This is a genomic window from Aliidongia dinghuensis (genome assembly GCF_014643535.1).
Lineage (GTDB): Bacteria > Pseudomonadota > Alphaproteobacteria > ATCC43930 > CGMCC-115725 > Aliidongia > Aliidongia dinghuensis.
Map to the genome: position 1 here is coordinate 373135 of NZ_BMJQ01000006.1, position 10640 is coordinate 383774.

Here is a 10640-nt window from a genome sequence, read left to right on the forward strand (position 1 = left end):
CTGGCTTCTCAGCGAAAACGCCCCGACGCGAGGCGGGCTTATACCGACCGCTGGCGGCGTTGACCAACCATTCGTCCTTAACTTGGTTCGCCGGATGACCAGACGGCTCGCAGAGGCTGGATGCCGCGGCGCGTGGATGGTGGTCGCAGACACCGAAGTTGTCGGATTGTGTAGCTACAAGGCTCCCCCGTCGGAAGGCCAAGCCGAGATCGGGTACGGGATCGCTGCGAGCCGGAGGAATCTCGGATACGCAACCTTTGCAGTCCAAGCGATTATCGAAGCGGCCCGGAAAGAGGGCGCATTAGAGGCTCTGGTCGCTGAGACAGCCGCTGCGAATCCTTCGTCCGAACGCGTGCTTGAAAAGAATGGATTTTGCCGAGTAGGCCAACGCGATGGCCCGGACGACGGCCCAACGAACATGTGGAGGCTGGTGTTGTAGCTTTGCCGCGCAGGTCGGCCTCACACTTTTGCGATCCCGGCAGTCCGTCACCCGAGCGTCTGGCTCACGAGGCCGTAGGTCACGAGCGGGGCAGGCCCACTTGGCACGAAGTCGGCCAGGCGCTTGCCGAGCGACATCGTCAGCACCGTGTCGTAGACGGGCAGGCCGCTTTGGGAAAGCAGCGTGGCGAAGTCGCCCGTGCTGAAATGCGTGTCCAGGCGTAGGAACATGCCGTCGTGCGCCGCGATATGCGGTCTCACGACGGCGATCGCGTCGTCGTCGTTGGCCGCCACGACGGGGCCGATGACATGGCCGCGACCGAACGGCCGGCAGAGCGCGAAGGCGGCAAGCACGCCGTCTCGGAACAGGCCGTAGCCGGTCGATTGCTCGAACAGCCGCTCGGCGAGGATGTCCCGTTGCACGCCGAATGCCGCCGCGTCGCTGGCGATCACGGCCGGCAGGTCTTTGCGCTCTAGCGGCACCACCTGCCCGTTCACGGCGGTATCGAGCCCGTCGCCGGTGAGCCGTACCGTGCCCTGGCACTGGAACACGGTCTTTTCCGGCTGGAAATTCAGGGACCGATAGAGCCGCCGGGCGGCGCGCGTCGCGTTCAGCCGCAAATCGCGCCCGGCCAGTTCAGTCAAGGCATGCTGCATCAGCCATTGGGCGGTGCCGTTGGTCTGCAGGCGCGGCAGAGTGATCACCATGCCGATGGTCGCGAAGTCCGCGCCATGGGTAAACCACATGGCCGACCCGATCACCCGTCCGATCTCGTCGAGTGCCACGATGCCTTTGCCGAGCTCCAGCACAAATCGCCAGTCCTCGGCCCGGTGCGGCCAGCCGACGGAGATGGACAAGGCGTGCAGCCGTTCCAGTTCCACATCCCGGATGTCGTCGACCCGCGTCGCAAAGGCGTCGACGTTCAGGCTGTCGGACGGCCGCACTTGGTACCTCCCCACGCGGTATTCTGACCAGAGGGCCGGGCCCATGCCGGTGCCGAGCCCCGTCCCATTAGCACAAAGGATAGGCCGCCGCCCCGGCACAATTCGCTGGAATGGCGCAAAGCGGCGCAACAATAAACCGAATCAGTTTCGCATTCGGCATCTAATGGCGCGGCAATGCCTTGAATTTTCAAGGGGTGATGAATGCCGTTCGTCCTGTGCCGAACCGCTTCAGCTCTTGTTCGCATCGCCGTGAGGGTGCTGATGACCGTCATCGAGATTCTGGACCGGCTGATCGGTTTCCCCTCCGTCGTCGGCACGCCGAACGATGCGATCGTCGGTTGGATCAAGGATTATCTCGAGGGCTACGGCGCGCGGGTTTCCGTCCTCACCGGGCCGGAGGGCGACCGGGCCAATCTCTTCGCCACGATCGGCCCGGCCACGGTGCCGGGCTATGTGCTGTCCGGCCATATGGACGTAGTGCCGGCCAAGGAGCCCGAATGGAGCTCTGATCCCTTCACACTGCGGCTGGCAGGCGACCGGCTCTATGGGCGCGGCACCACGGACATGAAGGGCTTCATCGCAGCGGCATTGGCCGCGGTGCCGAAGCTCGCGGGCATGCGGATCGGCCGGCCGATCCATCTGGCGTTCTCCTATGATGAAGAGGCCGGCTGCCAGGGCGCGCCACACCTGATCGCCCGCCTGCCCGGGCTCTGCGCCAAGCCCTTGGGCGCGATCATCGGCGAGCCGAGCAGCCTGCGCGCAGTGCGCGCCCACAAGGGCAAGACCGCGGCCCGGGTGACGATCCGCGGCTCAGCCGGCCATTCGTCGCGCCCCGATCTCGGCCGCAATGCCATTCACGCGATGGCGGAAGTCCTGAATGCGGCCGTCGCGGAAGCGGAGCGGCTGACGCACGGCCCGTTCGATCCCACGTTCGAGCCGGCCTATTCCTCCCTCCAGGTCGGCACCATTGCCGGCGGGCAGGCGATCAACATCATCCCGGATCATTGCGCGCTCGAGGTCGAGGCGCGCGCCATCGCGGGCGTCGATCCAGCCGGCCTCCTGAGACCCGTGAAGGCGACGGTCGATGCGCTCCACTCCAGGGGCGTCGACGCGGAATGGACGCACATGAGCGCCTACCCCGCCCTGTCGCTCGCGTCGGACGCGTCGCTGGCGGGCGTGATGGCGGAACTGACCGGCCAGGCGCCGCTCGCCGCCGTCAGCTATGGCTCGGAGGCCGGGCTCTACCAGGCGGCCGGCATCGAGGCGATCATCTGCGGCCCCGGCGACATCGGCCGCGCGCACAAGCCCGACGAATTCATCCTGACGAGCGAGCTCGCCGCCTGCCAGCGGATGATCGAGGCGCTGGGCCACCGGTGTGCCGCATGACCTTCCTTTTCAATTCGGATGCCACGCGCGGCGCCGTCTTCGCCGAGGCCTTTGCCGAGGCGCTGCCGGATGTGCCCTTCGCGATGGACGCCGCCGCGGTCGATCCGGATGCCGTGCGCTACCTGATCACCTGGACGGTCCCGGCGGACCTTGCCCGCTACCGCAATCTCGAAGTGCTGTTTTCGATCGGCGCCGGTGTCGACCAGCTGCGCCTCGATCTTGTGCCGGCCCATGTCAAGGTCGTGCGCATGGTCGAGGACGGCATCGTGCGCATGATGCAGGAATATGCGGCGTGCGCGGTCCTCATGCTCCACCGCAACATGCCGGCCTATTTCGCCCAGCAGCGCGCTCGGCAGTGGCGGCCTCTGCCGCAGATCCAAGCGGCGGAGCGCCGCATCGGCATCCTCGGCCTCGGCATGCTTGCCCAAGCGGTGCTGGAGCGCTTGAAGCCGTTCGGCTTCGGGCTCGCCGCCTGGAGCCGAAGCCCGCGGGCGATCGACGGCGTCGCCTGCCACCATGGTGCTGCCGGCCTCACGGCGATGTTGGCCGAGGCCGACATCCTCATCTGCTTGCTGCCGCTGACGGATGAGACGCGCGGCTTCCTCAATGCCGAGCTCTTCGCGCGGCTGCCGGCCGGAAGCGCGCTCGTTCACGTCGGCCGCGGGCCACAGCTCGACCATGACGCGCTGATCGCCGCCCTCGACAGCGGCCGGCTCTCGGGCGCCGTCGTCGACGTGACGGACCCCGAGCCGCTGCCGGAGGACCATGCCTTCTGGCAACACCCGAAGATCATCCTGACCCCGCATGTCGCCAGCATCACCCAGGCGGCGACCGCCGCCCGCGCCGTGGTCGAGAACGTCAAGCGCTACCGCGCCGGCCTCGACCCGATCGGACTCGTCGATCGCCGGCGCGGCTATTGACCGAACGCTGCCGAAAGGACGTCCCATGAGCCTGAGCTTCGATCCCGATACGTTGCCGCTGCCGATCGGCCACTTCATCGACGGCCGGCTGATCGCGGCCGACGGCACGATCGACATGCGCCGCCCGTCCGACGGCAAGGCCTATGCCGGCTGCCCGCTGGCTGGCGACGAGATCGTGGACCAGGCGGTCGAGAGCGCCAAGGCGGCCTTGAAGACGAGCAATTGGGCCGGCGTCCGCCCGCGCGAACGAACCAAGGTGCTGCAGGCCTGGGCGGACCTGATCGAGGCCGAGGCCGAAACGCTCGCCAAGATCGAGGCGCTGTCGTCGACCCGGCCCGTGGGCTTGCTCGTCGCGGGCGATATCGCCGTCACCGCCGAGCAGATCCGCTTCTTCGCCGAATTCGCCGACAAGGAGACGAGCGACCTCGTGCCGACGGACGACAAGAGCTTCGGCATGATCATGACCGAGCCTTATGGCGTCGTCGGTGCGATCGCGCCCTGGAACGTGCCCGTTGCGACCGCCGCCTGGAAGCTCGGGCCGGCACTCGCCGCCGGCAATGCCGTGGTCCTGAAGCCGTCCGAGATGACGCCGTTCTCGACCGTCTACCTGGCCGAGCTCGCGGTCCGGGCGGGCGTGCCGGCCGGCCTTATCAACATCGTGCTGGGCGACGGCCCGACAACCGGCGCAGCCATCGCCGGCCATCCAGACGTGGCCAAGGTAAGCTTCACCGGCTCGACCGGCGCCGGCGCCGCGATCATGGCCAATATCGCCCGCACCGGCATCAAGCCCATGACCCTGGAGCTTGGCGGCAAGAGCCCGCAGATCGTGTTCGCCGATGCGGATCTCGAACGGGCGGCGAGTGCCATCGCCACCAGCATCCTTGCCAATGCCGGCCAGGCCTGCGTCGCCGGCAGCCGGCTCCTCGTCGAGGAGAGCGTCGCGGAAGCCGTGACGCAAGCGGTGGCGGCGCGCATGAAGAACGTCCGCCCCGGCCCGACCTGGGACGAGACCTCGCAATATTCGCCGATCATCTCGGAGCGGCAGCTCAGCCGGATCGACGGCATCGTCCAGGCGGCACTCGCCGCCGGCGGCGACTGCCTGACCGGCGGCGGGCCGATCGACCGGGAGGGCTATTTCTACCAGCCGACGCTGATTGCCAATGTCGATCCGTCGTCCCCGGCGGTCACGGAGGAGATTTTCGGGCCCGTGCTGACGGTCCAGACCTTCCGCGACGAGGAGGAGGCGCTGGCGCTCGCCGATCACCCGACCTACGGGCTTGCCGCCGGCCTCTACACCAGCGACCTCTCGCGCACCATCCGCCTGAGCCGGCAGATCCAGGCCGGAACCATCTGGATCAACCGCTACAGCCGGTCGCGCGACCATATCCTGCCGACCGGTGGCTACAAGCGGTCCGGCATCGGCAAGGATCTCGGGCGTGAAGCCTATCTCGCCAACCGCAAGAGCAAGAGCGTGCTCATCGGCCTGTGAGGGCTGATCAAGAGGACATCCAATGCGAAATCTGAAAGACGCTGGCCTCTTTCGCCAGCGGGGTCTCATCGGCGGCGAATGGACCGCGGCCGCATCCGGCAGGACGGTCGCGGTGATCGACCCAGCGACGCAGGATGTCGTCGGCACCGTCCCGGACATGGGCGGCGACGAAACCCGTGCGGCGATCGAAGCGGCCGGCGCCGCCTATCAGGGCTGGAAGCGGAAGACCCACGCCGAGCGCGCGGCACTGCTCGAGGCCTGGCACGACCTGATGATCGCGCATGCCGACGACCTCGGCCTGATCCTGACCACGGAACAGGGCAAGCCGCTCGCGGAAGCCAAGGCCGAGATCCGCTATGGCGCCGCCTTCGTCAAATGGTTCGCCGAGGAGGCGCGCCGCATCAACGGCCTGACGATCCCCTCGCCCACGCCGGATCGCCGCATCGTCGTCCTGAAACAGCCGGTCGGCGTGTGCGGCATCATCACGCCCTGGAACTTCCCGAATGCGATGATCGCCCGCAAGGTGGCCCCGGCGCTCGCCGCCGGCTGCACCGTGGTGATCAAGCCGTCGGAATTTACACCCTATTCGGCGCTGGCCTTGGGCGTGCTGGCAGAGCGCGCGGGCATCCCCGCCGGCGTCATCAATATCGTGACCGGCATGCCGACGGAGATCGGCAACGAGATCATGGTGAACGAGACCGTGCGGAAGATCTCGTTCACCGGCTCGACGCGCGTCGGCTCGCTCTTGATGCGCGGTGCCGCGGGCAGCGTGAAGCGCCTCAGTCTGGAGCTCGGCGGCAACGCGCCCTTCATCGTGTTCGACGACGCCGATCTTGACCTCGCCGTGGAAGGTGCCATCGCCTCGAAATTCCGGAACGGCGGCCAGACCTGCGTTTGCGCCAACCGCATTCTGGTCCAGTCGGGTGTCTATGACGCCTTTGCCAGAAAGCTCAGCACGCATGTGAACGCGATGAAGGTTGGCCCAGGCACCGAAGCCGGCGTTGCGATCGGGCCGATGATCAACAGGGCCGCCGTCGACAAGATCAGCCGGCATGTGGCGGACGCGCTGGCCAAAGGGGCGAAGATCGCGACGACCGCACACGCTCTCCCCCCGGGCGAACAATATGTGGCGCCTGTCGCGCTGACCGGCGCTACGACCGAGATGCTGCTCGCGAATGAGGAAACCTTCGGGCCCGTTGCCCCGCTTTTCCGCTTCGAAACCGAGGAGGAGGCGCTCGCGATCGCCAACGGCACGCCGTTCGGGCTCGCGGCCTATTTCTACACCGAGAGCCTGCGGCGCGCCTGGCGGGTCGGCGAGGCGCTTGAATTCGGCATGGTCGGCCTCAACACCGGCTCGATCTCGACCGAGGTCGCCCCGTTCGGCGGCATCAAGCAGTCCGGCCTCGGCCGCGAGGGGGCCCAGGCCGGCATCGAGGAATATCTGGAAACGAAGAGCTTCCACATGGGCGGCCTCGTCTGACCGAGACGACCGCCTTAACGATTTGGCCTATTGGAAGCGATCGAGCGTCTTGTAATAGAGCCCGACCAGCGGCAGGAACCAGGGCTTGCCGAAATGGCCGGGGATGGCCGGCCAGTCGACGCCCTTCATCGGATTGCGGTCTTCCCGGCCCAGGATGGCGTCGGCCAGGATCATGCCGAGATGGGTCGATATCTGCGCGCCATGGCCCGAATAGCCCATGGCGTACCAGACCCCGTCGTGATAGCCCGCGCGCGGATAGCGGTCCTGGGTCATGTCGAGCAGGCCGCCCCAACAATAGTCGATCTCGACACTGGCGAGCTGCGGGAACATCTCAGCCAGCGTGGCCTTGAGGATGGCGCCGCCCTTCGCGTCCGACTGATGGTCCGACACCGCCGAGAAGCGGGCGCGGCCGCCGAAGATCAGCCGGTCGTCCGGCGAGAGCCGGAAATAGTTGCCGACGTTCATCGACGTGACGCAGGTCCGGTTCCCCGGCATGGTGGCGGCGATTTCCGTGGCGCTCAAAGGCCGCGTCGCAATGATGAAGCTGCCGACCGTGACGATGCGCCGTCTGAAATAGCCGAAATTCGCCGTCGTGTAGGCGCCGGTCGCGACGAGGACATTATCCGCGCTGAGGCTGCCCCGCGCCGTCGTCAGCTGGTGCCGGCCGCCGGCGTGCTTCTGGGCGGTGACGGCGGCCCGCTCGAAAATCGTGGCGCCATGGCGACGGGCCGCCTCCGCCAGGCCGACGGCGTAGCGGCCCATGTGCATCATGCCGCTCTTCTTGTAGAGCATCGCGCCGTGGAACGGCGAACCGACCTCGGATGCGAGATCCGCAGCCGACAGCAACGCCGTGTCGGGATCGACTTCGGCATGGATCTCATCGAAGTTGCGGGCGATCGCATCGAAGTGCTTGGGCTTCGACGCCAGCTTGAGCTTGCCGGCACGCCGGAAATTGCAGTCGATGCCTTCCTCGGCGACCAGCGCCTCGATGGTATCGACGCTGGCGTCGAACGCCTTGTAGAGCGCAATCGCACGCTCCTTGCCCAGCTCCGCTTTGGCCGCCGGATAGCTGTGGGCGAGGCCATTGTTGAGGTGACCACCGTTGCGGCCCGAGGCGCCCCAGCCGACACGTTCCGCCTCCAGCACGACCACCTTGGCACCCGCCTTGGCCAGCTGGCGTGCCGCGGCGAGGCCGGTAAAGCCGCCGCCGATGACGGCGACGTCATAATGTCCCTCGACGGGGCCCGGCGCCGCCCCGGTGAAGGCCGGCGCGGTGTCGTGCCAGTAGGACAGGAACTTCATCGGCCCAGAGCCCTCGCTATAAGCCGTCTTCAGAGGCCGACGACGCCAGGCAGGCCGGAAATGTCGGCAATCTCGACATAGCCGTAATAAGGATTGGCCGGCTCGTGCCCGCGATTGACCCAGACCTTATTCTTGATGCGGAGGTCATGCGCCGACATCAGGTCATAGCGGAAGGACGAGGAGCAATGCAGCACGTCCTCCGGACCGCAGCCCAGCATGTCGAACATGTATTCGAATGCCTTCAAGCGCGGCTTATAGGCCTGAGCCCGTTCTGCCGTGTAGACGGCATGGAAGGGGGCGCCCAGCTTTTCGACATTCGACATGATCTGCGAATTCGACGCGTTCGACAGGATGACCAGCGGAAATTCCTTGGCGACCTTGGCGAGGCCGGCCGGCACGTCCGGATGCGGTCCCCAGGTCGGCACCCGCTCGTAGCACAGCTTCCCGTCCTCGGGCCGGAAGGCGACACCGTTCAGCTTGCAGGTGCGCTCGAGCGCATTGTGGATGACCTGGCCGTAAGGCTTCCAGTCGCCCAGGATCTCGTCCCGCCGATAGGCGGTGAAATCCTCGATGAACTTCTGCATTTGCGCGTCGTCGAGCCGGCTTGCGTAAAGCTCGCGCGCGACGTCCGCGATCTGGAAATTGGTGAGCGTGCCGTAGCAGTCGAAGGTGATGTATTTGGGGCGGATTGCGGCCATCTGCATTCGTCCTCAGCAAGGAAGCCAACCACGTTTCTGCTGGTGTCATCCTACGGCTGAGAAGTGCGGCGGGATTGACCGAATCCTTATGCCCGGAACGCAGATTGTGTCGTTTCCTGCCGCCCGTTCGGCACAGTGTTCGGTCTCCCCCGCGCGATGGACGGAGGCGGCTCAGTCCGTTTGTGCCAGCGTCGCCTCGATCGCGTTCGCGAGCCGCCGGATGCCTTCGGCGAGCCGCTCCGGCGCGTTCAGGGTGAAATTGATGCGGATCGAGCGCCGGTCCTCGCCATGGGGATCGAACACGCTGCTGGGCGTGATGCAGACGCCATGCTTGAGGGCCTGCCTCAGCAGGCGGTCGGTATCAAGTGCCGGATCCTTCGCCGTCGCCCAGAAGAACATGCCGCCGACCGGCACCTGCCAGTCGAGATGGGCGGCCAGATGGCTGGCCATGGCGTCGCCCAGCGCGTCGCGCCGGCTGCGATAGAGCGACAGGATATCCGGGAGGATGCGGTCGGTGAGACCGCTTTCGAAGGCCTTGAGGGCGATCTGCTGGCATAGGCCGCTGGTGCACATGTCGGCGCCCTGTTTGGCTGCCGTCAGCGCTGCGATCATCTCCGGCGCCGCAATGATCCAGCCGATGCGGAAGCCCGGCGCCAGCTCCTTCGACAAGGTGCCGAGATAGACCACCGGCCCGGCGTAGGTGCCGGTCTGCCCGACACCGGACAGGGTCAACATCCGGGGCAGCGGCGCGCCGTCGTAATAGAGCGCGCCATAGGGATCGTCCTCAACCAGCCAGGTGCCCGTGGTCTCGGCGGCGGCGACCATGGCGCGCCGGCTGTCCAGCCCCACGAGACGCCCCGTGGGGTTGGAGAAGTTCGGGACGGTATAGGCGAACTGCGCCCCGGCGAAGGCGGTGGCCGGGGCAAAGTCCGGATCCTCGAGCCGCATCGTCCGATAGCGCGGCGCGTGCGGGCGCCAGGCGTCGAGCGCGCCCAAGTAGGCCGGCGTCTGGGCTGCAATCAGGCTGCCCTCCTCCAGCAGGACCTTGCCGATCAGGTCGAGCGCCTGCATGCCGCCCGTCGTGATCAATATATTCGCGCGGGTGAGCGTCAGCTCCGGGGTACTGAACCGTGCCGCGAGCGCGTCGCGGAGCGCCGGAAGCCCCTCGATTGGACCGTAGCCAAGCGTCTCGGTCGGATGGTCGCTGACGGCCGAGGCCGCAAAGGCGGAAAGCTCGGCCACCGGCCAGACCGCCGGGTCGGGCAAGCCGCCTGCCATGTTGATCAGGTCGGGCCGCTGCCCGGCAGACAGGAAGATTTGCGTGACGTCGTTGGTCTGAGCAAGCCAGCGGGCGAAGGCAGGGCGTTGCATGGCGTCAGACCAAGGGGTCGGGGGTGGCGGTGTTGTCGCGGCCTTCCTGCAGGATGATCCGGCCGGTCGATGCGGCGTGCCTGAAGGCCGCGGCGCTCTGGTAGTCAGCGTCGTGATACCAGGCCATGACGGCGGCACGATCCGGGAATTCAAGAAGGACCAGCCGCTCGGTAAAGGCCGGGCCTTCGATCGTCGAGACCTCATCGCCGCGCGTGAGGAAGCGGCCGCCGTATCGCGCCAGCGTGGCCGGCGTCAGTGCCGTGTATTTCCGGTAGGTCTCCGGATCATGGATGGTCATGGTGACAATGAGATAGGCAGCCATGGCGCTCTCCTCGTTTCCGATAGAGAATAGCTGCTTCAGTCTTGGCGTGTCCCTGCAAAGATTTGCGCATGGACACAGTATGGCGCTATTTTCGTCTAATAGAATTCGATCTTTTAGGGATTCTCTCCAACATGCAGCTGGACCCCATCGATCGCCGGATCCTAGGACGAATCGACATTCAGCGCATCCAGATCATCGCGCTGGCGAGATGCAGGGCGGCGAGGAAATAGATAGCTCTGCGGTCATATCTGGTGGCGATGCGCCTGAAGTGCTTGAGCTTGTTGAAGAA

10 protein-coding genes and 1 pseudogene are annotated in these 10640 nt (G+C 66.5%); 5 read left to right on the plus strand and 6 right to left on the minus strand.

Annotated elements, in window-relative coordinates:
* The first annotated feature begins 94 nt into the window (after nucleotides 1-94).
* Nucleotides 95-439, plus strand: coding sequence for a GNAT family N-acetyltransferase (locus IEY58_RS34800; RefSeq protein ID WP_407648398.1), 345 nt, complete (start codon nucleotides 95-97; stop codon nucleotides 437-439).
* Between the two features lie 47 nt (nucleotides 440-486).
* On the opposite strand, the gene IEY58_RS14025 is transcribed toward IEY58_RS34800, so the two are convergent.
* The gene (locus IEY58_RS14025; protein WP_229743718.1) at nucleotides 487-1383 is read right to left on the minus strand and encodes a GNAT family N-acetyltransferase; all 897 of its coding nucleotides are present in this window, start codon (nucleotides 1381-1383) and stop codon (nucleotides 487-489) included.
* 261 nt (nucleotides 1384-1644) lie between these two features.
* Here IEY58_RS14025 and argE point away from each other — a divergent pair, with 261 nt between their 5' ends.
* The 4 genes from argE to IEY58_RS14045 are packed head-to-tail and all read left to right on the plus strand — an operon-like array spanning nucleotide 1645 to nucleotide 6658.
* Entirely contained in the window at nucleotides 1645-2769 is a 1125-nt protein-coding gene (argE, locus tag IEY58_RS14030; protein ID WP_189046720.1) for an acetylornithine deacetylase, read from the plus strand.
* Nucleotides 2766-3689: a 2-hydroxyacid dehydrogenase gene (locus IEY58_RS14035; protein WP_189046722.1), complete on the plus strand. Its 924-nt coding sequence runs from the start codon at nucleotides 2766-2768 to the stop codon at nucleotides 3687-3689. The genes argE and IEY58_RS14035 overlap by 4 nt, the downstream gene beginning before the upstream one ends.
* Nucleotides 3690-3714: 25 nt before the next feature.
* The gene (locus tag IEY58_RS14040) at nucleotides 3715-5178 is read left to right on the plus strand and encodes an aldehyde dehydrogenase family protein (protein ID WP_189046723.1); all 1464 of its coding nucleotides are present in this window, start codon (nucleotides 3715-3717) and stop codon (nucleotides 5176-5178) included.
* A gap of 22 nt (nucleotides 5179-5200) precedes the next feature.
* Entirely contained in the window at nucleotides 5201-6658 is a 1458-nt protein-coding gene (locus IEY58_RS14045; protein ID WP_189046725.1) for an NAD-dependent succinate-semialdehyde dehydrogenase, read from the plus strand.
* Between the two features lie 27 nt (nucleotides 6659-6685).
* Here IEY58_RS14045 and IEY58_RS14050 read toward each other — a convergent pair whose 3' ends face one another.
* From IEY58_RS14050 to IEY58_RS14070, 5 genes and pseudogenes are all read right to left on the minus strand, one after another.
* On the minus strand, nucleotides 6686-7960 hold the full coding sequence (locus tag IEY58_RS14050) for an NAD(P)/FAD-dependent oxidoreductase (RefSeq protein ID WP_189046727.1): 1275 nt from the start codon (nucleotides 7958-7960) through the stop codon (nucleotides 6686-6688).
* A 29-nt stretch (nucleotides 7961-7989) separates the two neighbouring features.
* On the minus strand, nucleotides 7990-8658 hold the full coding sequence (locus IEY58_RS14055; RefSeq protein WP_189046729.1) for a haloacid dehalogenase type II: 669 nt from the start codon (nucleotides 8656-8658) through the stop codon (nucleotides 7990-7992).
* Nucleotides 8659-8829: 171 nt separating this feature from the next.
* Complete coding sequence (locus IEY58_RS14060; RefSeq protein ID WP_189046731.1) at nucleotides 8830-10029, minus strand: aminotransferase-like domain-containing protein; 1200 nt, start codon at nucleotides 10027-10029, stop codon at nucleotides 8830-8832.
* 4 nt (nucleotides 10030-10033) lie between these two features.
* Nucleotides 10034-10351, minus strand: a complete 318-nt coding sequence (locus IEY58_RS14065; protein ID WP_189046733.1) for a DUF1330 domain-containing protein — start codon at nucleotides 10349-10351, stop codon at nucleotides 10034-10036.
* A gap of 178 nt (nucleotides 10352-10529) precedes the next feature.
* A pseudogene (locus tag IEY58_RS14070) lies at nucleotides 10530-10640 on the minus strand (IS5-like element ISNeu3 family transposase); the annotation flags it as partial.